Origin of the sequence: Acidithiobacillus sp. (genome assembly GCF_023255755.1) — a bacterium.
Classification (GTDB): domain Bacteria; phylum Pseudomonadota; class Gammaproteobacteria; order Acidithiobacillales; family Acidithiobacillaceae; genus Acidithiobacillus.
Genome location: NZ_JAGDVS010000093.1, coordinates 14,595 through 39,910, shown reverse-complemented (window position 1 = coordinate 39,910; position 25,316 = coordinate 14,595). Strand labels below are relative to the sequence as shown.

Below are 25,316 nucleotides of genomic sequence, written 5' to 3'. Positions count from 1 at the left end.
ACTCAGGGCAGCCGATAGCCGTTCGCCTTGAGGATACGGCGTCCTGCGGGAGAATAGACAAACGCCAGGAACTTCTGTGCATCGGGGTTGCTGGCACCCCGCTTGAGAAGCACCGCCGACTGGGCGATGGGTTTATAGGCGCTTTGGGGGATTTCCACCCAATGGCCCCTGCCACGCATCTCGGGGGCTGCCATGAGCGACTTGGCCGTGAAACCGACCTCTGCCGCGCCGGCATCGACATACTGGATCACCGTCAGCAGATTCTCGCCATAAATGATCTTGCCCTTGAGCGGATCAAAGAGATGATAATACTTGAGCGCCCGCAAAGCCTGCAGACCATAGGGTGCCAGACGCGGATTAGGCACGGCGATTTTCCGTATCTCCGGACCTTTCAGGAGCGACTGCCAGTTGGTGAAATTCACGGGGGCTTTGCTCCAAAGCACCAGGGTGCCGTAGGCATAGACTTTGGGTGCGCTTGCGGTCATGCCCGCTGTGTAGAGATGTTCCGGATATTTGGTATCGGCCGCAAGGAATACGTCATAGGGCGCTCCAGCCTCAATCTGCTGGGTCAGCGCTCCGGAAGATGCGTAAACCGGCTTGACCGCAATACCAGTCTGCTGGTGAAAAGCCACTTCCAGGTTGTCGAAAGCGAACTTGATGTTGGGAGCAGCGGCGACCATGACCGTGCCGGCATGGGCCATAGTGCCGCAAAACAAGAAGATCAGAACGGTCACATAACGAACCCATGCTTTCATAGCGCTCCCCATATATCATAAAATATAACGATGGACCCATTGTCGCGTGCAACCGCTCCCGCTATCCCGCCTTGCGCAGCAGCCGTAAATCATAGCGGCCATCGCGCACCGCCTCCGCCATATGGCCTATGGTTTGCTCGCTGAGCAATTCCAGTACCTTATTTTTTATGGGTGACCAGGCGTGATGAGCGGGGCATGCGGTCTCATCGGCGCACTTGGCGAGACCCAAAACGCAAGCATCGCCAAAAGGTTCTCCCTCAATACGCTTCACCATCTCCAGAAGTCCTGATTCCCGGATTCCCGGCGCCAGCAAAAAGCCACCGCCGCGCCCCTTGAACGACTGAAGTATGCCCTTCCCCGCCAACTCCTTGAGGATTTTCAAGAGGTAGGGAGAGGGCACCTCATAGAGGTAAGCAGCCACATCCTGACTGCGAACACAGACATCTTCAGGCTGAGATGCCACGTACACTAAAGCCTGAAGCGCGTAGTCACAGGTTTTGCTCCATAACATCGCCTTGTCCCCTGCTTATTTATCCCGCCTTGGCTACGATGGCCTCGCCTAACAAGACGCCAGAGGGCATCTGGAGCACCTGAATCCCCTGCTCGCGAACAAAACGCGTTTCGTTCCGGGTCAGCGGTGCCTCTATCAGCGCCCAATGACGATCCGATGAACGCTTCATGATCTGGCGGGCGAAATTGCGCTGCAACTGGTCATTGAAACGGCATCCGACAAAAAGAAAATGGCGCCCCGTGCGGATTTGTTGGACTATCTCCGGGATAGGCGTCTGAATGTCAATTTCCGTCAGCACTTCGACAAAATCCGTATCAGAAACGAGGTAATTATTGGCCGGACTTTGTGAGCCCCAAGGCTCATACAGTATCGTGTCCCATTGGGCAGCCACTGCGGCTTCGACCGACTGGCCCTCGGCATCCATATATCCCGTCCAGTGGCCAAAATGCTCGGTCTGACTGAGCCCCTGGATACGTCCCCAGCGTGTACCCTGTTCGGCCAACGCCTTGGCCATACCGTTGTCGTACCAGAGGTGGACGATCAACGGGAGTGGCCGTGTGGCCAGATCGCGCTGCAAAGGATGGATCGGCGGATCCTCGGCAAAGGTCTTGTCCATCATGCCCACGAGGGTCTTGCGGTGCTTGAAGTTCTCGATATACTGCGCGGCCCCGGTGAGGTTGCGCCGGACCTTGTGAGGCACCGTCACCTGGCTGCTGAGCACTTCCGCCAATGCCGGCAACCCGCTAGGCAGGGTGGCTCCGGCCTCCGGCAACAGGCCGGGACCGAGATACGGAATGATGCGCCCTTCCGCAAGGCCGCTGAAGATTTCCGAAAGATCCTTGTCCATAGTCATGCTTCCTTATGTAGCGAGGGAAAGAACCGCAGCCTTGATCTGTTCGATGACCGCTGGTTCGAGGCGAAAAATGCCCCTTCCCCCGGAGAGAGATTCATAACCATTGGCAGAGTGTCTGCTCAGCGCATTGAACCAGTCCTGAGGGCTGGTCCCGCTGGGACACTCGCCAATTTCCCGCACACTGCCATCGTTGGCAAAACGTGCATGAATGATGACGAGCGACTGTTCCATCACATCCTCCTTATAGGCCCGAAGAAAATCCCAAAAGCTCGATGACGACGTCTTCTTCACCGATCATGGCCTGACAGGCCAGACGGGATTTGCTGCCGACGCCAACGATGGTATCCAGGCGTTCATTTTCCAGACGCTGGATTTTCGACACGCTCTTCCGCCCTTCCTGGACGAAAATATGGCAGCTATCGCATTCGCCTTTGCCTTCGCACTTCAGGACCATGGGTTCACCGGCAGCGATCACCGCGGCGGCGAGACTGGCCCCCACGGGCATCTCGACGGTTTTACCACTGGGTTTGATGGTGATAATGGGCATTCAATCTTCTCCTCTATTAAAATGAACGTAAAAACAACACACTAATAAATGGCGGCACCAGCACCCACATTGACGGATGCATCCTTCAATGTTTCGATGATAAAGGCGATTTCCTCTTCTCCCAGGCGCGGGTGAAAAGGCAGGATCAGGGTGCGGTCGGACACCCGCACGGCGGTCGGGCAGTGACCGCCGCCGCGCTCGCGATAATAGGATTGGGTATGCATGGGCAGGCAGTAAGAGGCCGCCTCGATACCCTGGGCGCGGAGATCGGTGACGATGGCATCCCGACTGCTGCGGCTGAACCGGGTACCGAGGTGTACTTCGTACGCAAACCAATGCACCGCGGTGGCATCCGGCCCATGGTAGGGATCCTTGATACCTTCAAAGGACTTCATGTACTCAAAGTAAAGCGCTTCCACCTGCTGTCGGCGTTGCAAAATACCGTCCAGACGGGCGAGCTGGACCAGCCCTATGGCGGCCTGAATATCGCTCATTTCTGCCTGCAGGGGTGGACGGGTAGGCGCCACCACCGAGCCCCGCTCACTGACGCCCCGCGCGCGGTATTGGCGCAGACGGCTGACGGTTTCGGTATCGTCCGTGACGATCATGGCACCTTCACCGCAGACCAGGGCAGAGGGCTGAGCAAAGGCAAAAATAGCGCTGTCCCCGAAGCTGCCGACCAGCTTGTCCTGATAGCGGGAGCCGATGGCCTCCGTCGAATCTTCCAGCAGAATCAGACCGTTTTCGTTGGCCATCGTGCGCAGCTCCTGCCAGAAGGCAGGATGCCCCTTGGTATTGCCGGCGAGAATCGCCCGGGTTTTCTCCGTGATCAGGGTCTCAGCCCCTTTGGGGGAGATCGTGCCGGAGTAGTAATCGATATCCGCGAACACCGGCTGAACCCCGTACCACGCCAGGGCATGCCCGATCTGCCACCAGCTATAGGGCGAGAGAATGACTTCGTCGCCCGCCCTGAGTTCGTAGGCGCGCAGGCAGAGCATCAGGGCCAGAGTCGGACTGGCGACGGCGACGGCGTAGCGCCGCCCGTGATAGGCAGCAAAGGCCGCTTCGAAGGCCTCCACTTGTTCCCCGGCGCTGATGCGAGTGGAACGCAACACAGCCTCTACTGCCTCCAGTTCGCCGGCGCTGATGTCCGGGTCCGAGAGGGGGATTTCGAGCGCAGTCATGTCGTACTCCGGTGCATGGCGAGCAGCAGGCCCGTCGCCGCCTGGGAATCGGATGTGACCTTCCAGCAGTGGTCGCGGGTATCGAGCAGATGCAGGTCAAAATATTCACCGGCACGGAAAGGCTCGTCGCTGACATCACCGGCAGGACATTGGGTAATGGGCAGTCCGGGGAAGCGGGTACGCAAAACAGGCAGGATGCCTTCACCAGACCGGCAGGCATTCCGGCCCAGATCAAAAAGCACCGCGAGATCTTCGTCAGTGAGTTCCATCCTCTCAGCCCTCCAGGCGACGCGCTTCTACGGTAATAGGCAGGCGGGTATCACCGGGCATCTCCGGTAATTCCAGGCGCCAGCCGTTAGCCAGCGTCACCACTCCGCCCCACAGCTCCGGCTTCTGACACTCGGTAATGGGTTCTTCAAGGTCCTTCTTGGGCACATACGCCGTCAGCTCACCAGCGGCATTTTTACGAATCATCACCTTCATGGGGTATTCCTTATTTTACTGTGCACAAGAAATCGGGGCACCGGCCGTCATCGGCGGCATGTCCATCATGCCCAGCAGGATGCCCGGTAATACGCGGAGCAGCCGCTCCACATCCTCCGACCGGTTCAGGCGTCCAAAGGAGAAACGCAGTGAGGACAGCACCGCCGTTTTAGAAAAGCCCATAGCCGTAAGCACATGGGAAGGCTCCTGCCCGCCAGCAGCACAGGCCGCACCGGCCGCAGCCGTAATGCCCTCCTGTTCCAGGCGATAGAGCAATTCTTCACCGTCGAGAGCGATAAACCCGACATTACTGGTATTGGGTAAACGCTCGGCTTCCTGTCCGTGGATACGCGCACAGGGCATGAAAGCCAACAGACCTTGTTCAAAATGATCGCGCAATCCCCGCAAGTAACGCGCCTCGTGTTCGATATTGGTGAGCAGGCGGGCAGCGGCCGCAAAACCGGCAATGGCAGGAACATCCTCAGTGCCGCCCCGCCGTCCCCGTTCCTGATGACCATGAAACAAGGGTGGTAAGGCAATGCCTTTGCGGACGAACAATGCCCCCACGCCTTTAGGGCCATGAATCTTATGTGCTGAGCAGGACAAAAAATCCACACCGGAAGCGGCTGCATTCACAGACAGTTTGCCGAGCGCCTGGGTCGCATCCGTATGGAAAAAAGCCCCCGCGTCATGCGCCATGGCAGCCGCTTCAACAACAGGAAAGAGCACACCCGTTTCATTGTTTGCCCACATGAGGGAAACCAGGGCGGTATCCGGACGCAAGGCAGCGCGCAAGTCTTCCAGGTCCAGCCGTCCCTCTTCATCCACCGGCAGGTAACTCACCTCTATTCCGAGGCGTTCCAGATGCTGGCACATGAGCAATACCGAAGGGTGTTCTACCTGGCTGGTGATGAGGTGGCGTTTGCCTTTCGTCAGGGAGAGCGCGCCCAGGATCGCCGTATGATTGCTCTCCGTCGCGCCACTGGTAAAAATCAGCTCCGCGGGTGACGCGCCCAACAATTTGGCTACCGCAACCCGCGCCTCACCCAACGCTTTCTTGACGCTTACGCCCGCTTCGGAGGCGCTGGACGGATTGGCATACTCCGTGGATAAATAGGGCAACATGGCGTCCAGTGCCGCCGGTGCCAAGGCCGTTGTCGCATTATTATCGAGATAAATGCTGCGCGTTATGCTCATGGCTTCGGCTCTCCGATGGGTAATATTTCCTCTTCCAGACAACCCACCACCATGCCGTTGGCAAACTCCACGAGGTAGAGGGGCGTGTTGCTCTCTTCATGATGTCCTACCCGCACGATTTCTCCCGGACTGTCCTTGACCACCAGCAAGGCCCCTTCGGCCTCCCCCGGATAGGTCCCGTCATTAAAAATATCATCGCCAGCCAATACCCTGAGGCCCCAATCAAATCGGGGAGGACGCAGATCCATCATGAGATTTTCTCCTCCTGACTCGGATTGTATTCGATCAGTTCCAGTTCACGGCCCTTCATACCGACCAGATGACCACGTTCATAAAAATCCACGCCATAAATATAAAATTGTTGCAAATAGGTCCCGATACTGATGATAAAACCGACATCGCCTTTTGTAACAATCACCTCGCCAATTTCGGCGCCGGTGAATGTTCCGTCATTTTTCACATGCTTGCGGGAACGGACTTTATCTCCATAATTGAACTCGGGTTCTGCGCCCAACTCCACCGTTGCACTGTCTCTGCTCATTCCGGCCATGTCCCACCCTCCCCTGGCAATCGTTGTCTGGACGTATCGCCTTTCCCCAAGCGTTCCGCGGCGCAACGACGCACCTCATAATCCTCATCCGCCAACAGGCTGATTACCGCTTCCTGGCTCCCACGCGCCGCCACCTCATAGCGGATACGCCAATCCGCATCGTCAACCAGTGTGGAAAGGATCGACACCGGTACACGTTCAATGGCATCCAGACGGACCCTGGGATCATCGTCCTGCAGCATTTTGACCAGAGCATCCACGCCGATGCGTTTGGCCACAACCCGCCGGACCTCCACATCGGAATCATGCATCATGAGCGGCAACAGGCCTTTGGGCAGACGACGCACTACCTCCAGACGTACGTAATAATCCGCGTCGTGCATCATGGCCGACAGGTTACGGTCATCCAGCCGCACGGCTACCCGGATACGCACTTCCCGATGCGGATCGTGGATCATTCGCAGCAGATAGCGTTGTGGAAGCCTTTGCGCTACCGCCCAGCGCACGGTTTCGTCGGGATCGTTCATCAGTGCGGGCAGATGAAAAATATCCGCATAACGTGCGGCGCAAGCCCGCACCTCAAAGTAGCCGTGTTGCAGATAATCCTTGGCGATCTGCGGATTCCAGCGAAAAAAGCGATCCACCCTTTTGGCGTAACGATCATGCATACAGGCATGCAACGGTTCGCACTTCACCTCCGGAATCCCGCGCTCAGGGCAGGCTTCACAGGAGACGGCACCGCCCTGCCAGTCAATGGCCTCGTCCGGATCACTCATCGTCGTCTTCCTCTTTTTTTTGCAGGACTTCCAGCAGCACCCGGGCCTGTATTTTATCCGTCGGGTCCAGTTCGATGAGTTTGTCCATGATTTTGCTGCCCGTAGCCAGGTGACCCAGACGCAAATGCAGGTAACCATAGGCTTTCAGCACGAACATATAAAAGCGTGCCCGCGGTGCATCAAAACTGCCAAAGTCCGCCTGCCGTTCCCTTACCTTGCGCCAGTCCGGATCAATACCCAATTCTGCGGCGCTACGCTGCAGACAGATGCGGGCCGTAGCCAGCGCCTCGCTCAGTCGGCCTTTATAGAAATAAAATTTGTATAAACCCAGGTAAACGACCATGTGTTCGGGCGCGATGGCGATGGCATCCATCAGATGATCCTCGGCGCGCACATCGTCCGCATAAGAGCGCGCCGCGAGATGCAGATGGCGTTCCGCTGCCTCCGGTAGGAGGCCTTCATAATAACGGCGGTTCAACCATTCATCGTCCCAGATATTACTCATGCTGCACCCCTATGCTTCACGGGGTTGAGCAGAGCCGCTTCGCACTCCTCACAGCAGACATAACTGCTGTAAGCACGTGCGAGATGACGCTGCTCCCTGGCTGGTATGCGGGTAAATATCTCCGCACCGCGGAAATCGATATCGTCGAGATGCGGGGGGAGTGCTGCCGTATTCGCTGCACAACGATGGATAGTCGTATTCGTATGATGAACGATCCAGGTTTCCATGTTTTCCTCCCTCCAATCTCACCGTTTCCGGGACCCGGCTTTATTCCTTGGGTGTAAATGACGTTCCGCAACCACAACTGGCCGCCGCATTGGGATTGGTAAAGACCAGCCCAGTATTCATCAGGCTGTCCTCGCAATCGACGACGACGCCGTTGAGAAAAGGGACACTCTTCTGTTCCAGCAGTACCGGAATGCCATTACTGGTGATGGCCACATCGCCGGGCTCCGCCGCGTCGACAATGCGAAAATCGTAAGAGAGGCCGGAGCACCCGCCTGGCTTCACCGCAAGGCGGAAAGCACTGGAAGCATTTCCACCGCCAAAGGTGATCATCCGCTGGATAAAGCGTTCCGCTTTAGGCGTAAAGGTGAGTTCCATGACAGACTCCTAAGCGACGTAACGGGGGTAGTTGTTGTCAATAATGCAGGTGTCATCCACCGGACATACCGCCACACACTGAGGTTCATCGAAATAGTTTATGCATTCCGTACACTTGGCCGGATCGATCACAAAGGTGCCATTCTTTTCGGAAATGGCCATATTCGGGCATTCCGGTTCACAGGCCGAACAACTGGTGCATTGGGAACCGACGATTTTAAAAGCCATGATGTTTCTCCTTTTCACAAAAATGGGGGAGGAGATCTCCCCCGATAACCTTACGCAGCTATGTACGCCCCTTGCCGGATCTCCGCATCCCCGCGCTGGCCATGGACAATGGCCCCGCTACGGATGTTATCGAGATAATCCCGATAGTAGGCAATGACCGACTGCTCGATATATTCAAAAGCGTAACGATCCACCGCATCGATTCCGGCCGCCTCCAGCGAGGCTTTCGGACAGCCACCGATCTTGGCCACAAAAACTGCCGTACAATCGTTGATCGCGCGGATGATGGTGGTTTCCAGGGCTTCCTCTTCGCCATAACCGCCCTGGCAATAGAGGTCCACGCGACGGTGACCGACAAACTTCGCCCCGGACGCACTCGCCTCATAAATCTGAAACTCGGTGGCATGACCGAAGTGCTCATTGACCCGCCCGCTGCCTTTCGTCGCCACCGCGATGAGAATTTTGACATCGGATTGCTCGCCGGCCAGGGTTTCCAGTTCCGCCCGCTTGGCGTCCGCCGTCGCCTGACGTTCCTGCTCCACCAGCGATTGATAGGCCTTGCGCGATTCGAGGTCATATTCCACATCCATCGCCATTACGGCTTCGGTCGTGAATTCTGCTGAACGATCTTCGCCCAGCAGACCCACCGCGTCCGCCCGGCATTGCCGACAGTGGCGCATCATGTTCATTTCGCCTTCGCAACTGTCCTGCAGGGCTTTGAGTTCCTGCGCGGTCGGGCCACGCTGGCCGTTCAAACCGAAAACCGTGCCATGTTCAGGGGCGGAAATCAGGGGCATGATGTTGTGAAGGAAGGCTCCGCGACTCTTGACTGCCCGGTTGACTTCCACCAGATGGTGATCATTGATGCCCGGGATCATGACCGAATTCACCTTACAGAGAATGCCGCGCTCGGTCAGCATTTCCAGTCCCTGCATTTGCCGGTCGGTGAGTATCTGCGCCGCTTCACGCCCCTTGTACCGCTTGTTTTGGTAATAAATCCAGGGATAGATCTGTGCGCCTACATCCGCATCCACCATATTGATGGTGATGGTAACGTGATCCACATTAAAACCGGCAATGGTATCCACATGGTCAGGGAGTGCCAGGCCATTGGTTGACAGGCAGAGCTTGATATCCGGCGCTGTTTTCGAGATCAGTTCAAAGGTCTTGAAAGTTTTCTCGGGGTTGGCCAGGGGATCACCCGGACCGGCGATACCCAACACGGTCATTTGCGGAATGGTGGAAGCCACGGCCAGCACCTTTTTGGCCGCTTGCTCCGGCGTCAGTTTTTCACTGACGACACCCGGCCGACTTTCGTTGGCGCAGTCATATTTGCGGTTACAGTAATTGCATTGGATATTGCAGGCGGGCGCCACCGCAACGTGCATACGGGCGTAATGATGATGCGCTTCTTCGCTATAGCAGGGGTGATTCTTGACCTTTTCCCATATCTCCGGTGCCAGATCTCCCTGCCCCGCTCCGGTGCCACAACTGGCCTTGCCGGAACCGCCGCTCGTACCACAACCTTGGTGTTCTGCCTTTTGCTGCATAATCTCATCCAGATCCACCCCGTTATTGGGTGTGGCAATACTGGAAAGAGAAATTATTTGGGATGCCATGGGCGTAATCCTCCATACGGATCTTCAGTGAACGATGGAAAACCGCGCGCCTCATGGATGTATCGGCTTGCTCCTAAGAAGCTGACGCTTGCATTACCTTTAGCAAAAGTGATGCCAGCATATGCTGCCTTTGTTTTTCAATATGTTAGATTAAGTCATCCGGTGCTTTGTCGGTAACATTACGTGCGTTTTCAGCACTGCGGCGAAAATTGTCAAGAACCGGACAAATGGGGAGGGGTAAAAATAGCAGGGCAAGCACGAAAGGCGGTGGCCACAGTGAGGATGGGTAGGGCGTTCGCCGCCCCTGGTTGAGCGTTTCTGGTTTAGAGTTTTTTAACTTCTACGCCGTGTTTATTGAGGGCATAACCAAGTTTGCGGGTAGTCGTCCCCAACAAACGAGCGGCTTTGGCCTGTACCCAGCCACAGCGGTCCATGGCCTGGATCAGGCGATCCCTTTCCGACAAAGGTGCAGCACTCGCCTCATTGTTTGCGACCAAGGCATCCACCGCTTGCTCCGCAGATTCGGGCATTACGGAAAGCGGTATACTACTACTGCCTGACACCTTCATGGTGACGATGGGATGGCTTCCTTCCAGCGGTCGCAGCGCCATGGAGAGACACTGATTGCGCTGGCAGGGCACGTCGAGATTGCGAATGATATCGCCGCGCATCATGGTGGCGGTGCGTTCGACGCAGTTTTCCAGTTCCCGCACGTTACCCGGCCAATAGCAGGACACCATGGTTTGCAAAGCTTCCGGGGTGAGGGTCAGTTTGCGCTGATTCTCGGCGTTGTAACGGGCGAGGAAATGTTCGATCAAGGCGGGGATATCCTCACGACGTTCCCGCAGTGGGGGCAGGAAGATACTGACGACATTGATCCGGTAGTAGAGATCGGCGCGGAACTCGCCCTTGCTCACCGCCTCTTCGAGATTGCGATTGGTGGCAGTGATAATGCGCACATTGACTCGCCGGGTCTGGGTGCCGCCCACCCGCTCGAATTCACGCTCCTGTAACACCCGTAAGAGCTTGGCCTGAAAAGCCGGAGAGATATCGCCGATCTCGTCGAGAAACAGCGTGCCACCATCTGCCAGTTCAAAGCGCCCTTTGCGCTCTTGGGTGGCGCCGGTAAAAGCACCGCGCTCATGTCCAAAGAGCTCTGATTCGAGAATACTTTCGGGGAGCGCCGCGCAATTGAGCGAAACAAAGGCTTTGTCGCGACGGGGGCTGAGATAGTGAATGGCGCGGGCGATGACTTCCTTGCCGGTGCCCGACTCACCGCGCAGCAACACGGTTGCCTTGCCTGGCGCCGCTTGGTGCACGTCAGAAAACACCGCCTGCATGGCCCGGCTGTTGCCGATGACATTTTTGATGCTGTAGCGTTTCTGTAATTCCTTCTGTAGACGATGCTTTTCCTGCAAAAGACGGTTTCGTTCCGCCGAGATACCCTGATGCAGATTAACGGTCTGTCCCACCAGATTGGCGATCATCTGCAACAAGCGGACATCAGAGCGGAAACTCACGCCCTTGTGTCGCTCACTGCGATAGATAGCGAGCACGCCGATACACTCATACCCCACCTTAATCGGCACCCCTACAAAAGCATGCAAGCGCTGACTGATCTCCGGTTCAAAGGCGCGGTGCAGAAAAGCCGGTTCCTGAGAGACATCAGGAATCACTATCGGCATGCCGGCACGCATGATCTTGCCTATCATCCCCTCCCCTAACCGATAACGCCCCCGTTCTATTTCCGCAACAGACAAACCTGTGGCAGCGATTACCCCCACTACTTCCTCGTTCATACGCAACACAATCATGGACGGTGAGATATGCAGATGACTTTCCAGCGTCTTCAACACATCATTTAGGGTGTGTTCAAGATCCATGGAGGAGCTGAGCACCTTACTCACCTCATAGATGGTCGTCAGCTCCTGAAAATGATTGGGTGTTACACGATCTTTCATGATAGTGCCCTCTTCTCTACAGCGCTCAGGAGGCGTTGGCGTGGGATGAGGCGGCTGGAGTTTTGCTGAGACTGCTGGCCCGTCTGACGCTTGGGCAAGGCACCGAGCGTCGACAATTGTCTGGAATGGCGCCAACATCCCCAGTGTACACATCAAGAGATATGGACGTCCACAGGCGTAATTGATCTTCAGAAAAACCAGCGATTTTGGCGCCTCCCGCTTCCATGAGCGGGCGACGGATAAGGAGGGGGTCCAACAGCATTGCGGCGAGTGCCCCGGCTTCCGTGAACGCCTCAGGAACGATCTCTCCCGACTTTACCCGCGGCGAAGCCGGGTTGAACCACTCTGCCACGGGTCGATCTGCAAAATAGGGGCGCAGGGTTTCCGCCGTCCAGGCGGTTTTCAATAAGTCATGCACCTCCAGCACACAGCCGGCAGACGTCAACAGTGCTTTCTGCCGCGCATTATTGGCACAGCCTGGTTTTTCGTAAAATAAGACACACAGCGGCATGCTGGCCGGCAACTGCTCATGATCTGTTCGCTCACCCCGGGTCAGAAGCTGATCCACCTGCCCCGCGATTTCTTTCTGAACCGCGGGATCCAGACGCTGCAACCAGGCACCGGGAAGCCCGTAAGTCCCGTACAGGCCTCCCGCCAACATTCCCGCGATAGCGCCCGTGGTGTCCGCGTCCCCACCCTGATTTACCACCGTAATCAGGCAGTCTTTAAAATTATCGGTATGAAGCAGCGCATACAGGACGGCACGCACCGTATCCACAATATAGGGCGTAGGGGCCTGGGGAATTTCTTTGAAATCGAATTCCGGGTACCGTGCAACCAGTTCATCCGCCAGGCGCCGCACGGATGAAACGCCGTCACCGCGCAGCGCGCAGCGCAACATCTCCCCCAGCGTCAGGGTGGCGATATCCGACAGTGGGTGATGGTGGGTCAAATGCGCCTGTTCTACACTGATCAGCCGGAAGGCGGCGGGGGCGTTCAGGGTGGCCAACACCACGGGGAGATTGCGCACGCACGCACCATTGCCGGCATCCCATTCCGCCGGTTCGGCGGCGGTACTGCCGTTGAGCATAAAGCGCCGGATTCCCCGGCGGCAGGTATTGCCCACATCCACGGGATGGCCACGCAACCACTGCACCATCCCCTCGCCAAAGCGGGTAATGGACCATTGTTCATCGGCAAGGATGCTCCGCCCCAACACCAGACACATCTGGGTATCGTCGGTCACCTGTCCGGGGCGTAAATGCAGCCAGCCGCCACCGGTCATATTGCGGTGGACGCCATATGCCTCCCGGATTTCCGGGGGACTCATGAACTCCACCGTCGCGCCCAGGGCATCCCCGACCGCCAATCCCAGGTAGGCGCCTAATGCCCTCTCCCGCAAGTCATAGCCCATTTCTCGTCCTCAGTAATAGTGCATGTGTGCCGCGTATTCACCGCCGATCACCAGATACTCACTCTCCGCCTGGAGTGCGCGACATGGCAGCAGGCCCTTGAAGAAGAGCAGTTTTACCAAAGGTACTTCCACCTCCAGTATGTAATCGCCGAATGCGCTGGCCACGTCCCGGTCGCTGCTGAAGGATACCAAGTTGTTCAGCCGGATCACCCCCTGCCGCGCTCCGGCTTTCCAGAGAATAGGATGTTCCGCAAAATCATTGGTTCCCCGGAACAAGCGCACGTGCCGTTGTCCAGATGCCAGAAAACGTCGCGCCGACCATTGTGCGAATTCAAACAACAGGTCAAGCTGCAACCAGATCGCATTATTATCAAATCGCCCTGACATTTTGTCGGTCATATACTGAATCCAGGCGGCATCACCCACACGACCGATCACCTGTCGGTGAAAATTCGGGGCGATCCCGAACCGGCTCTCCACCCAGCCCTTCATGACCGCACCTTCCGGTGAATTGCTGTCATATCCCCAGCCTTTGAGCAGGCGTAAATAGCTCGCCCTGAAGCGTCGGCCCTTCGTCCGCTCATACCCGCCAGCAAAAATCTCTTCCATGTACGCCTGGAAGACCTGTCCCGCCTCGCACTGTTCCCGTACCAGCGACAATCTCTGGAAAAGCGCAGGGTGCCCATCGCGCACCCCGGCGATATGTAGCGGCATCGGGAACGCATGAAATTCAGCACTGATCAACAGCCCGGACGGAATCCCAGTCAGATTGCTACCGGGATTGACGGACGGCGCACGGGCCGGACGCTGCTCCTCCGGTGGGTTCGCTGTTGACAAAAAGCGTCCTTGCGGCGACTAATTCTGCAACACGGCAGCCACCTTGGCGCGGACATCTTCGAGCCGCAGGGGCTTATGGAGGAACACGAATCCTTTACTGATGACGGGCCGGCTCAGGGCGGAACGCGCTTCCCCCACCACGAGCATCAGTCGTGCCTTGGGAAATTGTTCGCTCACCATCTCCACGGTCAACCCGCCTTCGTCCAGCAGCGCCTCGCCGAGAATGATCAGGTCCGGCGGCCAATCCTGAGCCTTGGCGACAGCCGCCTGGAGACTGGCGATTTCGTGGGTTTCATATTCATCATGAAGCATGAATTGCACCGCCATGCGCCCGATTTCATCCGTATCCAGCACAAAAATGCGCCGATTACCCACTGCGAGCTTACAATCCACACCGATCTGCATATCGTCCTCCCAAAGCTGAGCAAGCCTTCCTGCTTGAATGGGTAATCAAAGCAGGTTTTATGCCATACATTTCCGGCCCTGCGTTTAGATCCCGAATAGCTCCCAGCCGGAAAGCGAAAAAATCTTTCCGTCGACCAGACAAGGTACTAAGCCATTCAAACAAAACCGAGTTTATTGGGCCTTCATTAGGTCGCTTCCATGACCCAATAGCAACGCGGTGAATTGCATAAGTCGGTCAATGCTGTGAAGTTCCTGACATAGAAAATGCATTTTGTAGGTTTTCAAACAGCCTGCAAGAGTCTGCCAGAAAGGTACGATTTTATATATAAAACAGCTTATTATGTGGATATCTACAGGTCTGGCACGGCCCTTGCAACAGCGAGGACGGAACGCGACTCTTCCCCGTTTTTGGGGGCTTCCACCTGGCAAGTTAGTCATTTTTGAAACAGGAGACATGGCAATGAGTGACAAACTAAGGCAAATCGCCTTTTATGGTAAGGGGGGCATTGGCAAGTCCACCACCTCCCAAAATACCCTGGCAGCCCTTACGGAAATGGGCCAAAAGATTCTCATCGTTGGCTGCGATCCCAAAGCTGACTCCACCCGTTTGATTCTCCACTCCAAAGCGCAGGACACCGTACTGAGTCTCGCGGCTGAGGCGGGCAGCGTGGAGGATCTGGAAATCGAAGACGTTATGAAGGTCGGGTATCGTGATATCCGCTGCGTGGAATCCGGTGGACCGGAGCCGGGCGTGGGCTGCGCCGGGCGTGGCGTTATCACCTCCATCAACTTCCTGGAGGAAAATGGTGCCTATGACGGCGTCGATTACGTCTCCTACGACGTGTTGGGCGACGTGGTGTGTGGCGGATTCGCGATGCCTATTCGTGAAAACAAGGCGCAGGAAATCTACATCGTCATGTCCGGCGAAATGATGGCCATGTATGCCGCCAACAACATTTCCAAGGGTATTCTCAAGTACGCCAATTCGGGCGGCGTGCGTCTGGGCGGGTTGGTGTGTAACGAACGCCAGACCGACAAGGAACTGGAATTGGCGGAAGCCCTGGCTGGCAAGCTGGGTACCAAGCTCATTCACTTTGTGCCCCGCGACAACATCGTGCAGCATGCGGAACTGCGGCGGATGACGGTGCTGGAATACGCACCGGAATCCAAGCAGGCCGAGGAGTACCGTCAGTTGGCACAGAAAATCCATGCCAACGGCGGTAACGGCACGATTCCGACCCCGATCACCATGGACGAGCTGGAAGACATGCTCATGGAGTTCGGCATCATGAGTGCAGTAGACGAGAGCGTGATCGGCAAATCAGCCGCCGAACTGGCTGCTGCGGTCTGATGGATAGAGGGCATCTGCCGTCAGGCGGCTGCCCTCTCTTTTTCTCGCTAAAGGAGAGATGTGATGAGCATTACCGCTGAAGAAACCCGGGCGCAGATTGTCGCCGAGACCAAGACGCGCAATCGTGCCCTGATTGATGAAGTTCTCAAGGTCTATCCGGAAAAAACTGCCAAAAGACGCGCCAAACACCTGAACGTCTATGAGGAAGGTAAATCGGATTGCGGCGTCAAATCCAATATCAAGTCGGTGCCCGGCGTGATGACCATTCGTGGTTGTGCCTATGCGGGTTCCAAGGGCGTCGTCTGGGGCCCGATCAAGGACATGATTCATATTTCCCATGGACCTGTCGGTTGCGGTCAGTATTCCTGGGCCTCACGCCGTAACTATTATATCGGCACCACCGGTGTGGATACCTTTGTCACGATGCAGTTCACCTCCGATTTTCAGGAAAAAGACATCGTTTTCGGTGGCGACAAGAAACTCGAAAAGATCATGGATGAAATCGAGGATCTCTTCCCGCTGAACCACGGTATTACCGTGCAATCGGAATGCCCCATCGGCCTGATCGGAGACGACATCGAAGCGGTATCCAAGAAGAAGTCGAAGGAATACGGTGGTAAAACCATTGTTCCGGTGCGTTGTGAGGGCTTCCGGGGGGTATCCCAATCGCTCGGCCACCATATAGCCAACGACAGTATCCGCGACTATGTCTTTGAAAAACAGGGTGCAGAACCCAAGGCTTTTGAAAAGACCCCTTATGATGTTGCCATTATTGGTGACTATAACATCGGCGGCGATGCCTGGAGTTCACGTATCCTGCTGGAAGAAATGGGTCTGCGGGTGATTGCCCAGTGGTCCGGTGATGGTTCTCTGGCTGAATTGGAGAATACCCCCATGGCCAAATTGAATGTCCTGCACTGCTATCGTTCCATGAACTATATCTCCCGCTATATGGAAGAAAAGCATGGCGTGCCGTGGGTCGAGTACAACTTCTTCGGACCTTCCAAAATTGCCGAGTCCCTGCGGACGATCGCCAGTTATTTTGATGATCACATCAAGGAAGGCGCGGAACGGGTTATTGAGAAGTACAACCGCCTCACCAAGGAAGTGATCGCCAAATACCGGCCACGTCTGGAAGGCAGAACGGTCATGCTTTTTGTCGGTGGCTTGCGTCCTCGCCATGTCATCGGTGCCTATGAAGATCTCGGTATGAATGTGGTGGGAACCGGCTATGAATTCGGGCACAACGACGACTATCAGCGTACTACCCATTATGTGAAAGACGGCACGCTGATTTATGACGATGTGACCGGTTACGAGTTTGAAAAGATGGTGGAAGCCATCCAGCCTGATCTCGTGGGTTCCGGCATCAAGGAAAAGTATGTCTTCCAGAAGATGGGCGTACCTTTCCGGCAGATGCACTCCTGGGACTATTCCGGTCCTTATCACGGCTATGACGGCTTCGCCATCTTCGCCCGGGATATGGATATGGCCATCAACAACCCGGTGTGGAGTTTGACCAAAACGCCCTGGGAGTAAGCACCGTGGGGGCGGCAGGTGCCGCCCGCTTATCGGCGGATAACGGACCGCCCCAACGATCGAATGAGGAATAACGCCATGAGTCAGAACGCTGAAAAGGTGCTTGATCACTTCAACCTGTTCCGTGAACCGGAATACCAGGAGATGCTCAAGAACAAGAAGGAACAATTTGAAAACCCGGAACCACAGGACAAGCTTGTGCAGGTCCGTGAATGGACAAAGACGTGGGATTATCGGGAAAAGAATTTTGCCCGTGAGGCCTTGACGGTAAATCCGGCCAAGGCCTGCCAGCCCCTGGGTGCCGTGTTTGCGGCGGTGGGCTTTGAAAGCACTATGCCTTTTGTGCATGGATCACAGGGTTGCGTCGCTTATTATCGCAGCCATCTGAGCCGGCATTTTAAGGAGCCGACTTCCTGTGTGTCCTCTTCCATGACTGAAGATGCCGCAGTATTCGGCGGCCTCAACAACATGATTGACGGCCTCGCCAATACCTACGCCATGTACAAACCCAAGATGATTGCCGTTTCCACCACCTGTATGGCGGAAGTGATCGGTGACGACCTGAACGCCTTCATCAAAACCTCCAAGGAAAAGGGCAGCGTACCAGAAGAATATGATGTGCCTTTCGCCCATACTCCGGCGTTTGTCGGCAGCCATATCACCGGCTATGACAATGCCCTGAAGGGTGTGCTCTCCCACTTCTGGGACGGCAAGGCGGGCACCGTACCAGCACGCGTACGCGAACCCAACGAGAAGATCAACTTCATTGGCGGCTTTGACGGCTATACCGTCGGCAACACCCGGGAAGTGAAGCGCATCCTGGATCTCATGAACCTGGAATATACGATCCTGGCCGACACCAGCGATGTCTTTGATACGCCGAGCGACGGAAAATTCCGCATGTATGACGGCGGCACCACCCTGGAAGATACCGCAGCGTCCCTGAATGCCAAGGCTACCTTCTCCATGCAGGAATATTGCACGGAAAAGACTTTGCCTTTCATTGCAGAGCACGGTCAGGAAGTCGTCGCCCTGAATTGCCCCATTGGCGTATCGGGTACTGACAAATTCATTATGGAATTGTCCCGTGTCAGCGGCAAAGCGATTCCCGATGAACTGAAAAAGGAGCGCGGGCGTCTGGTGGATGCCATTGCGGATTCTACGGCGCATATCCACGGCAAAAAATTCGCCATCTACGGTGATCCGGATCAGTGCCTCGGTCTGGCGGCCTTCCTGATGGAGCTGGGCGGCGAACCCACCCATGTACTGGCTACCAATGGGTCCAAGCATTGGGCGGAGAAAGTGCAGGCGTTGTTCGACAGCTCACCCTTCGGCAAGGATTGTCATGTCTATGCTGGCAAGGATCTCTGGCATATGCGCAGCCTGTTGTTCACCGAGCCGGTGGATTTCCTCTTTGGCAATACCTACGGGAAATATCTGGAACGCGATACGGGCACGCCCCTTATCCGTTACGGCTTCCCGATCTTCGATCGCCATCATCATCACCGTTACCCCATCTGGGGCTATCAGGGCGGCCTGAATATGCTGGTTCGCATATTGGACAAGATTTTTGATGAGATCGACAACAACAGTAATGTGCCGAGTCAAAGCGATTACAGTTTCGACATTATTCGTTAATCGCTAAGGCAATATCGGCTATCCGGCGGCGCATTAGCGCCGCCTCTCAAGGAGCTGCAGCATGGCAGATGTCACTGTCACCTCCCCCAAATGGCTAAGGACCTGACGGTTTATGCCACGGCCGGGGATTGCCTACCTTATTGGTAGTTGAAGACGCTGAATTGAAAGATTTGCCGCCGCCCTGGCGTCTGGCGTGCCAGTACATCGTGCGCGATGAAGATAATCTGGTAAGGCTCTAAATTTTATTTAGTGAGGATAGAGCGATGGGACTGGTGCAATTTATTTCACCGCGTATCGGGGGTGACTGGTCTATGTCCTGTCGCAACCATCAGCCCATATCTCTCCTGAAAATGGCCCGCATATGGAATGTGCCCCTGCCCGTCCATTGTCAGAAAGGTCTTTGCGGGACCTGTGCGGTGCGGGTGACACCACAGGGGAAGCAGCAGCAGTTGTGTCTGAACGCTTTTGAAAAGCAAACGTTGCAGGGCCTCGGCAAGCTCCCCGCTATGCTGGCCAATGAAGGCCAGAAACCGTGGAAAGGACCATATTGGCGGCTGGCCTGCCAGTGCATGGTGGGAACCGGTGATCAATTCTTTGTCGCATTCTGACTTACCAGGAGGTGTTTATGTTGCAGAACAAAATCCAGGAGGTTTTTAATGAGCCGGGATGCAGCAAGAACCAGAGCAAGTCCGACAAAGAGCGCAAGAAGGGCTGCACCAAGGCGCTGCAGCCGGGCGGTGCGGCCGGTGGTTGTGCTTTCGATGGGGCAAAAATTGCCCTGCAGCCCATTACCGACGTCGCCCACCTGGTCCACGGTCCCATCGCCTGTGAGGGCAACTCCTGGGATAACCGCGGTTCAAAATCGTCTGGTTCGCAACTGTATCGCACCGGCTTTACCACCGACATCAATGAGCTGGATGTGGTCTACGGCGGCGAAAAACACCTCTTCAAATCCATCAAAGAAGTAATCGATAAATACGATCCGCCGGCGGTGTTTGTCTATCAGACCTGCGTGCCGGCGATGATCGGGGACGATATCGAAGCCGTCTGTAAAGCGGCGAGCCAAAAATTTGCAAAGCCCGTCATTCCCGTCAATTCCCCCGGTTTTGTCGGCGCCAAGAATCTCGGCAACAAACTGGCGGGAGAGGCCCTGCTAGATTATGTGATCGGCACGGAAGAGCCCGAATATAGTACGCCCTATGACATCAATATCATTGGCGAATACAATCTTTCCGGTGAACTCTGGCAGGTCAAACCGCTTCTCGATCATTTGGGGATCCGGGTAACCTGCTGCATCAGTGGTGACGCCAAATATCACGATGTGGCGCAATCCCATCGCGCCAGGGCCAATATGATGGTCTGCTCTAAATCCATGATCAATATCGCACGCAAAATGGAAGAGCGTTATCAGATTCCGTTCTTTGAAGGGTCATTTTATGGCATCTCCGATACCACGGAATCTCTCCGGGAGATCACCCGCCTGCTGATCCAGCAGGGTGCCCCGGCAGAACTCCACGACCGCACCGACGCACTGATCGCCCGGGAAGAGGCAAGAGCCTGGCAGCGTATCGCCGAATATACCCATCGCCTGCGCGGCAAACGGGTGCTGCTCTTTACGGGGGGCGTTAAATCCTGGTCGGTGGTGTCTGCATTGCAGGAAGGGGGGATGGAAGTGGTGGGGACCAGCGTCAAGAAATCCACCCAGGAAGACAAAGAAAAAATAAAGGAAATCATGGGTCAAGACGCGCATATGATTGATGACCTGACGCCGCGGGAAATGTACAAAATGTTTCAGGAGGCGCGCGCGGATGTGTTGCTGTCGGGCGGACGCTCACAATTTGCCGCCCTCAAAAACAAAATGCCCTGGGTGGACATCAACCAGGAACGCCATCACGCCTATAACGGTTACGAAGGGATGGTCAATCTGGTGAAACAGATCGATTTGGCCCTCTACAATCCCATGTGGACCTTATTGCGCAAACCCGCGCCCTGGGATATGCGGGAGGCACGGACATGAGCACCGTCATTCAGAGCCGCAAAGCGTGCACGGTCAACCCCCTCAAAATGAGCCAGCCCATCGGTGGCGCCCTGGCCTTCATGGGCATCGCCGACTGCATGCCCATGCTGCATGGTTCCCAGGGCTGTACCGCCTTTGGTCTGGTGCTCTTTCAGCGGCATTTCAATGAGGGCATTCCCATGCAGACCACCGCCATGAGTGAGGTGGCGACGGTCATGGGCGGGCTGGATAATATCGGTATCGCTATTCTCAGTATTCAGCAGCGCACCAAACCAGCCATCATCGGCATCTGTTCCACCGGCGTCACCGAGACCAAAGGCGATGATGTGGATGGTTATCTCAAAAACTTTCGCGCCACCCATCCCGAACTGGACCAGTTAGCCCTGGTTTACGTCTCTACCCCGGACTTTAAGGATGCTTTTCAGGACGGCTGGGCAAAGGCCGTGGAGAGCATGGTGAAAGGGTTGGCTGAACCCAGCAGCGCGCGCCGGGAGGGTTCTGTCAACTTCCTCGTGGGGTCCCACCTCACCGCTGCGGACATCGAAGAACTCCGGGAAATCAGTGAATCCTTCGGGCTGGAAGCGACCATCCTGCCCGATATTTCCGGGTCTATGGACGGCCACATTCCGGACGACTTCACGCCCAACACCCTGGGCGGCACTCCAGTGGATGCCATCCGGCGCATGGGTGAAGCGGAACTGACTATTGCCCTGGGAGAACAAATGCGTCCTGGGGCAGAAGCCCTGATGACCAAGACCGGCCAACCTTATGTGCTCTTCGATCGCATTACCGGCATCGAAGCGACGGATCAGTTATTGGACTGCCTGAGTCAGTTGAGCGGACAACCGGTACCTGGCAAATATCGTCGCCAACGCAGTCAGTTGATCGACGCCATGCTCGACAGTCATTTTTTCTTCGGCGGCAAAAAAATCGCCATTGGCGCCGAGCCTGACCTGCTCTGGAATATCGGATCGTGGTTCAACGAAATGGGGGCGATCATCACTGCTGCAGTGACTACCACCCATTCGCCGCTACTCGAACAGATGCCTTGTAAAGAAGTGCTCATCGGTGACCTGGAAGACCTGGAAGCGCGGAGTGCTGGATGTGACCTGCTCATCACCCACTCCCATGGACGGCAGGCGGCGGCGCGGCTGGACATCGCTTTCCTGCGCATGGGACTACCTATTTTTGACCAGCTCGGTGCCGCCCATCGTCTGTCCCTCGGCTATCGCGGTGCCCGCGATCTGACCTTCGAGATCGGTAACCTGTTAATGGCACAGGAAGAGGAAAATCGTCCGGATAGTTGGCCATTGCCCATGGAGGATCACGATGCACATGCGCCGTTTGCGTTTGGTTAAGGATGCGGAACGCAGTAGTCATTTTTTATCTGGTCAAAGCCCAGGAGGCACCATGAAAGTCGCATTTTCAACTCAAGATATGCAAAGAGTCGATGCCCATTTTGGTTGGGCAAAAAACATCGCCATTTATGAACTCAGTGCAGAGGGTCACCATTTTCTGGAGGCCGTGCAATTTGACGGTGAACTTGCCGAAGACGGCAACGAAGACAAGCTGGCCCCCAAGCTGGAAGCTATCAAAGATTGCGCGATATTGTATGTGGCCGCTATTGGCGGCTCCGGTGCGGCGCGGGTGGTGGCCATGAAAATTCATCCCATCAAGGTGAACGAACCGGAACCTATCAACGAAATACTCGACAAGCTGCAGGTCGTATTACAGGGAACTCCACCCCCCTGGCTCCGTAAGGTCATGAATAAGGGTGCAGAAAAAGCGTTTAATTTTGACGACGAAGAGGAGTTAAGTCATGCCTGAGAATACTGCAGTGGCGGTGGTTTTGCCGGAGGAGTCCCTGTTTTATCGCGAATTGGTCAAGCAGTGGCGGGCGCAGGATAGCTACGGTGCCTGGGAAAAAAAGTCCGATACCGAACTGCTGGCACCCTACGTGCTGGATAAGGAGCAGCGCCGGGCGATACCCATCATTGGCGACCCTGATCCCGAAATACTGTGGCGGGTGGAACTTTTTTATAACGCCGTGGGGCTGGCTACGGAGCGTGCTTCCGGAGTCATGGTGTCGCCCATGATGAAAATGAGTCATGAAGGCTTTGGCCGCATGGTGCTGATTGCCGGACGTTTGATCGTGGTCAACAAACAGTTGCGCGATGTGCATCGTTTTGGTTTCCCCAGCATGGAAAAACTGGCCGAAGAAGGTGACAAACTGGTGGCAGGTGCCCTGGAAATGATCGAGAAATTTCCGGAGGTGGCCCGCTTTTGACCCTTGAACCAGTGTAGCTCACGCTTATGGTTCATCAACACATAGGAGTATGACGCCATGTCTGTATTAATGGAAATGTTACCGGTAGTAGAGGAACAGACCAATCACTGGGAGTTGATTGTGGACGAAAAAGACGCATTGAAAACAGAAATCAAACGGCTCAATGCCCAGGCCACCCAGGCCAAAATGGATCTTCACGATCTCGCCGAAGATTTGCCCGTCGGCTGGGAGAATATTCTGGAACTGGCGAATCGTACCTACGCCGCCTACCGCGATCTGACGGCGGCCAGGGCACGGCTCGCGTCCTTCCCCGGGGGATGACAGCATGCGCGACATAACCGGCATCACCAAGGGCGGGCTCGGCTGGACACCCCAGTTTGTCGAACATATCAATGAAGAAAAGTGCATCGGCTGCGGGCGCTGTTTCCGCGCCTGCGGTCGGGATGTGCTGAACCTTATTGGTATCACTGAAGACGGGGAACTGGTGGCGGCGGACGATGACGAGGCGGAACGCAAATTCATGACGATTGCGCATCCGGAAAAATGCATTGGCTGCGAGGCCTGCTCCCGGGTTTGCCCCAAGGACTGCTATACCCACGCTTCCATGTCCTTAGCGGTCAGCGTCTCGGCGTAGTGCTTTAGGGGGAATGCATCAATGAAGACTGCCATATATGACATTCTGATGTCCGGTCGCAACCCGGATGAGGCATTCTCTGATGCACGTTTTTTTGCGCTGTGTATCAGCCATCGCGCCATGGCACGCAAGGGCAACATCAGCATGGCGCTTGGCCTGGAGATCAGGCAACTGAGCCATCTGTTTTCTCGTTATTTCCCGCGGATAGAGGCATCACGCTCGACCGCACAATGCACGAAGGTCTATCTCCATAACGCTGCAGGCGGTACTTTTCTGTGTCAATGTCTGGGGAAAGAAAACAAGGCATCCATGCGACATGAGGAAACCGGCGATCTGGTTAAGCTCTTGCTGGATCACCGTGCCAGCGTTAATCAGGCCACAGAGTGGGTAGCGGCCATTCTCGCGGCGGGCTGCCTGGGCGATGATCACTTGTGGCAGGACCTGGGTCTGACGAATCGTGAAGACCTCAGTGACATTATTAAACATCATTTTCCGCGACTGTATTTCAAAAATACCGGCAATATGAAATGGAAGAAGTTCTTTTATAAGCAGTTGTGTGACCAGGCTGAGGTCCGCCTCTGCCAGGCACCCAGTTGCGATGTTTGTAATGATTATGCCCAGTGCTTCGGCCCGGAAGATGCCAGTGGTTGGAACCTGCTGGCTGCCCAGGGCTAAAAATCTATAAGCATCCGCAACCCGATCAGGATGCAATATTTACCTCTACCTATACGGAGTCATTTATGTCCATTAGCATCGAACAAAGCGCATTTGCAGGGCTCGACACTCAGAAAAGGTTGCTGAACCAGGTATTCAAGGGAGAACTGAATGCGCAGGGACGCTTCGGTTTTCGCGGCGAACTGGCGATCAAATTTGCCACCGCCGTGGCCGATGAAGCACGTCCACCGGAACTCCTCGCGCAACAAGTCATCAGTTCGGCAGAGCCGTGCGCCAAAAATATTTCTTTTTTTTCCTGCTATCTTCTGTCTTTTGGTTATCTGGATGCACTGGTAACGGCACTGGCCGAATATCTGGAACCCTCCGGTAAGTATTTTATTTACTGCAACAATATCGACTTCAGCAAGCGTTACCATCTGGAATACAAGGGTATTCCATTTTATATCCTGCCGCTGGATGAAGCGACGGTCTACAATGAACTGCTGGACTTGTTCGGACTGGAACGCAACGACCTCAAAAAGCTCGACACGGCGGGCAAAATCAATCGTATCGCCGAGAGTGCCTTGCAATACAGTGCCGTATTCCCCGAGATCAGCTATGCGGACTGCCTAGCGGGCATGGGTCCGGTACGTGATCCCGGTGAAAACCGGCCCGTATAAGCGCTTTTGCCACTGTTTTAGCGAAAACCCGGATACCCAGCGGTCTCCGGGTTTTTGACATTCCGGCCCTGCCCCGAGATGTTCGTTT

General features: G+C 55.6%; 33 protein-coding genes. 12 read left to right on the top strand and 21 right to left on the bottom strand.

What is annotated here, in order from left to right; translation table 11 throughout:
• Positions 1-2: 2 nt before the first annotated feature.
• The 21 genes from modA to Q0C48_RS06405 all read right to left on the bottom strand — a co-directional run bounded on the left by modA (position 3) and on the right by Q0C48_RS06405 (position 14,428).
• Positions 3-755, bottom strand: coding sequence for a molybdate ABC transporter substrate-binding protein (modA, locus tag Q0C48_RS06505; RefSeq protein ID WP_291522694.1), 753 nt, complete (start codon positions 753-755; stop codon positions 3-5).
• Between the two features lie 61 nt (positions 756-816).
• Complete coding sequence (locus tag Q0C48_RS06500; RefSeq protein WP_291522692.1) at positions 817-1,266, bottom strand: Rrf2 family transcriptional regulator; 450 nt, start codon at positions 1,264-1,266, stop codon at positions 817-819.
• Between the two features lie 19 nt (positions 1,267-1,285).
• Positions 1,286-2,119: an SIR2 family protein gene (locus Q0C48_RS06495; RefSeq protein WP_291522690.1), complete on the bottom strand. Its 834-nt coding sequence runs from the start codon at positions 2,117-2,119 to the stop codon at positions 1,286-1,288.
• A 6-nt stretch (positions 2,120-2,125) separates the two neighbouring features.
• Positions 2,126-2,350, bottom strand: coding sequence for a hypothetical protein (locus Q0C48_RS06490; protein WP_215853350.1), 225 nt, complete (start codon positions 2,348-2,350; stop codon positions 2,126-2,128).
• A gap of 10 nt (positions 2,351-2,360) precedes the next feature.
• Positions 2,361-2,666: a 2Fe-2S iron-sulfur cluster-binding protein gene (locus Q0C48_RS06485; RefSeq protein ID WP_215853351.1), complete on the bottom strand. Its 306-nt coding sequence runs from the start codon at positions 2,664-2,666 to the stop codon at positions 2,361-2,363.
• Between the two features lie 41 nt (positions 2,667-2,707).
• Complete coding sequence (locus Q0C48_RS06480; protein ID WP_291522685.1) at positions 2,708-3,850, bottom strand: DegT/DnrJ/EryC1/StrS aminotransferase family protein; 1,143 nt, start codon at positions 3,848-3,850, stop codon at positions 2,708-2,710.
• Entirely contained in the window at positions 3,847-4,119 is a 273-nt protein-coding gene (locus Q0C48_RS06475) for a hypothetical protein (protein WP_291522683.1), read from the bottom strand. The genes Q0C48_RS06480 and Q0C48_RS06475 overlap by 4 nt, the downstream gene beginning before the upstream one ends.
• A 4-nt stretch (positions 4,120-4,123) precedes the next feature.
• Entirely contained in the window at positions 4,124-4,333 is a 210-nt protein-coding gene (gene nifT / locus Q0C48_RS06470; protein ID WP_012536588.1) for a putative nitrogen fixation protein NifT, read from the bottom strand.
• A 15-nt stretch (positions 4,334-4,348) separates the two neighbouring features.
• Positions 4,349-5,530, bottom strand: coding sequence for an aminotransferase class V-fold PLP-dependent enzyme (locus tag Q0C48_RS06465; RefSeq protein WP_291522674.1), 1,182 nt, complete (start codon positions 5,528-5,530; stop codon positions 4,349-4,351).
• Entirely contained in the window at positions 5,527-5,781 is a 255-nt protein-coding gene (locus Q0C48_RS06460; RefSeq protein WP_291522672.1) for a nitrogen fixation protein NifZ, read from the bottom strand. Before Q0C48_RS06460 ends, Q0C48_RS06465 begins: the two co-directional genes overlap by 4 nt.
• Positions 5,778-6,080 (bottom strand): nitrogen fixation protein NifZ, encoded by a 303-nt coding sequence (locus Q0C48_RS06455; protein WP_014029049.1) that lies wholly within the window; start codon positions 6,078-6,080, stop codon positions 5,778-5,780. Before Q0C48_RS06455 ends, Q0C48_RS06460 begins: the two co-directional genes overlap by 4 nt.
• A complete protein-coding gene (locus tag Q0C48_RS06450; protein ID WP_291522670.1) occupies positions 6,068-6,856 on the bottom strand; it encodes a 4Fe4S-binding leucine-rich repeat protein in 789 nt (262 codons plus the stop codon). Before Q0C48_RS06450 ends, Q0C48_RS06455 begins: the two co-directional genes overlap by 13 nt.
• Entirely contained in the window at positions 6,849-7,361 is a 513-nt protein-coding gene (locus tag Q0C48_RS06445; protein WP_288019909.1) for a hypothetical protein, read from the bottom strand. The genes Q0C48_RS06450 and Q0C48_RS06445 overlap by 8 nt, the downstream gene beginning before the upstream one ends.
• Entirely contained in the window at positions 7,358-7,588 is a 231-nt protein-coding gene (locus Q0C48_RS06440; protein ID WP_215859777.1) for a hypothetical protein, read from the bottom strand. Before Q0C48_RS06440 ends, Q0C48_RS06445 begins: the two co-directional genes overlap by 4 nt.
• Before the next feature lie 40 nt (positions 7,589-7,628).
• Positions 7,629-7,964: an iron-sulfur cluster assembly accessory protein gene (locus tag Q0C48_RS06435; protein WP_271780951.1), complete on the bottom strand. Its 336-nt coding sequence runs from the start codon at positions 7,962-7,964 to the stop codon at positions 7,629-7,631.
• 9 nt (positions 7,965-7,973) lie between these two features.
• Positions 7,974-8,192: a 4Fe-4S binding protein gene (locus Q0C48_RS06430; protein ID WP_065413764.1), complete on the bottom strand. Its 219-nt coding sequence runs from the start codon at positions 8,190-8,192 to the stop codon at positions 7,974-7,976.
• 50 nt (positions 8,193-8,242) lie between these two features.
• The gene (gene nifB, locus Q0C48_RS06425) at positions 8,243-9,811 is read right to left on the bottom strand and encodes a nitrogenase cofactor biosynthesis protein NifB (protein WP_291522664.1); all 1,569 of its coding nucleotides are present in this window, start codon (positions 9,809-9,811) and stop codon (positions 8,243-8,245) included.
• Between the two features lie 323 nt (positions 9,812-10,134).
• Positions 10,135-11,772, bottom strand: a complete 1,638-nt coding sequence (gene nifA / locus Q0C48_RS06420; protein ID WP_291522662.1) for a nif-specific transcriptional activator NifA — start codon at positions 11,770-11,772, stop codon at positions 10,135-10,137.
• Positions 11,773-11,797: 25 nt separating this feature from the next.
• Entirely contained in the window at positions 11,798-13,186 is a 1,389-nt protein-coding gene (draG, locus tag Q0C48_RS06415) for an ADP-ribosyl-[dinitrogen reductase] hydrolase (protein WP_291522661.1), read from the bottom strand.
• 9 nt (positions 13,187-13,195) lie between these two features.
• Positions 13,196-14,023 (bottom strand): NAD(+)--dinitrogen-reductase ADP-D-ribosyltransferase, encoded by an 828-nt coding sequence (locus Q0C48_RS06410; RefSeq protein WP_291522659.1) that lies wholly within the window; start codon positions 14,021-14,023, stop codon positions 13,196-13,198.
• 18 nt (positions 14,024-14,041) lie between these two features.
• Positions 14,042-14,428 carry a response regulator gene (locus Q0C48_RS06405; RefSeq protein ID WP_291522656.1) on the bottom strand — a complete coding sequence of 129 codons (387 nt, stop codon included), beginning with the start codon at positions 14,426-14,428 and terminating at the stop codon, positions 14,042-14,044.
• A gap of 460 nt (positions 14,429-14,888) precedes the next feature.
• On the opposite strand from Q0C48_RS06405, the gene nifH reads away from it, so the two are divergent.
• From nifH to Q0C48_RS06345, 12 genes are all read left to right on the top strand, one after another.
• On the top strand, positions 14,889-15,779 hold the full coding sequence (gene nifH, locus Q0C48_RS06400) for a nitrogenase iron protein (protein ID WP_291522654.1): 891 nt from the start codon (positions 14,889-14,891) through the stop codon (positions 15,777-15,779).
• Between the two features lie 63 nt (positions 15,780-15,842).
• Positions 15,843-17,318, top strand: a complete 1,476-nt coding sequence (gene nifD / locus Q0C48_RS06395) for a nitrogenase molybdenum-iron protein alpha chain (protein WP_291522652.1) — start codon at positions 15,843-15,845, stop codon at positions 17,316-17,318.
• 78 nt (positions 17,319-17,396) lie between these two features.
• Positions 17,397-18,956, top strand: a complete 1,560-nt coding sequence (nifK, locus tag Q0C48_RS06390) for a nitrogenase molybdenum-iron protein subunit beta (protein ID WP_291522650.1) — start codon at positions 17,397-17,399, stop codon at positions 18,954-18,956.
• 263 nt (positions 18,957-19,219) lie between these two features.
• A complete protein-coding gene (locus tag Q0C48_RS06385) occupies positions 19,220-19,564 on the top strand; it encodes a 2Fe-2S iron-sulfur cluster binding domain-containing protein (protein ID WP_291522648.1) in 345 nt (114 codons plus the stop codon).
• A gap of 17 nt (positions 19,565-19,581) precedes the next feature.
• Complete coding sequence (nifE, locus tag Q0C48_RS06380) at positions 19,582-20,973, top strand: nitrogenase iron-molybdenum cofactor biosynthesis protein NifE (protein WP_291522646.1); 1,392 nt, start codon at positions 19,582-19,584, stop codon at positions 20,971-20,973.
• Positions 20,970-22,331: a nitrogenase iron-molybdenum cofactor biosynthesis protein NifN gene (gene nifN, locus Q0C48_RS06375; protein WP_291522644.1), complete on the top strand. Its 1,362-nt coding sequence runs from the start codon at positions 20,970-20,972 to the stop codon at positions 22,329-22,331. The genes nifE and nifN overlap by 4 nt, the downstream gene beginning before the upstream one ends.
• Positions 22,309-22,800 carry a nitrogen fixation protein NifX gene (nifX, locus tag Q0C48_RS06370; protein WP_291522642.1) on the top strand — a complete coding sequence of 164 codons (492 nt, stop codon included), beginning with the start codon at positions 22,309-22,311 and terminating at the stop codon, positions 22,798-22,800. The genes nifN and nifX overlap by 23 nt, the downstream gene beginning before the upstream one ends.
• Positions 22,793-23,260 carry a NifX-associated nitrogen fixation protein gene (locus Q0C48_RS06365; RefSeq protein ID WP_291522640.1) on the top strand — a complete coding sequence of 156 codons (468 nt, stop codon included), beginning with the start codon at positions 22,793-22,795 and terminating at the stop codon, positions 23,258-23,260. Before nifX ends, Q0C48_RS06365 begins: the two co-directional genes overlap by 8 nt.
• Positions 23,261-23,317: 57 nt before the next feature.
• Positions 23,318-23,581, top strand: coding sequence for a CCE_0567 family metalloprotein (locus tag Q0C48_RS06360; RefSeq protein ID WP_291508417.1), 264 nt, complete (start codon positions 23,318-23,320; stop codon positions 23,579-23,581).
• 4 nt (positions 23,582-23,585) lie between these two features.
• Positions 23,586-23,894 (top strand): ferredoxin III, nif-specific, encoded by a 309-nt coding sequence (gene fdxB, locus Q0C48_RS06355; RefSeq protein WP_291522638.1) that lies wholly within the window; start codon positions 23,586-23,588, stop codon positions 23,892-23,894.
• Between the two features lie 21 nt (positions 23,895-23,915).
• A complete protein-coding gene (locus Q0C48_RS06350) occupies positions 23,916-24,569 on the top strand; it encodes a nitrogen fixation protein NifQ (protein ID WP_291522634.1) in 654 nt (217 codons plus the stop codon).
• A 65-nt stretch (positions 24,570-24,634) separates the two neighbouring features.
• Positions 24,635-25,228 (top strand): hypothetical protein, encoded by a 594-nt coding sequence (locus Q0C48_RS06345; protein ID WP_291522632.1) that lies wholly within the window; start codon positions 24,635-24,637, stop codon positions 25,226-25,228.
• The last annotated feature ends 88 nt before the right edge of the window (positions 25,229-25,316 follow it).